We start from the raw sequence: 307 nt of genomic DNA, 5'->3' as shown, positions 1-307 counted from the left end.
TCTGACTTGCTGGAGTTGAAGAGGCCTGAGGTGGGGCGGGGTTGTGAACGCGCGAACCGGCAGCCGACAAACACACCCACCACCCCGAACCCCGAACCGGCACAACTATGACCGAAGGCCGTAAAAATCGGCGCCCCTGACTTATCCGTGGGTGGTTCGGCCGGGTAGTTGGGGTCGGTGGCCGCCGTGGGCGAGGAGTGCGAGGGCGATGAGGGCTTCGGGGTTGGTGAAGCCGTAGGCGGTGCGGGTGATCTGGCGGATTTTGGTGTTCATGGATTCGATCAGGGCGTTGGACAGGTTGTGGTCG

1 protein-coding gene is annotated in these 307 nt (G+C 63.2%); it reads right to left on the bottom strand.

Going from position 1 to position 307, the window contains the following annotated elements; translation table 11 throughout:
• Positions 1-141 precede the first annotated feature (141 nt).
• A partial coding sequence (locus KGQ19_RS48980) for a transposase (protein WP_212022545.1) occupies positions 142-307 on the bottom strand: 166 nt, incomplete at its 5' end.

Origin of the sequence: Catenulispora pinistramenti, from assembly GCF_018274385.1 — a bacterium.
GTDB lineage: Bacteria > Actinomycetota > Actinomycetes > Streptomycetales > Catenulisporaceae > Catenulispora > Catenulispora pinistramenti.
The sequence above is the reverse complement of the archived record's forward strand: the minus strand, read 5'-3'. Positions and strand labels throughout refer to the sequence as shown.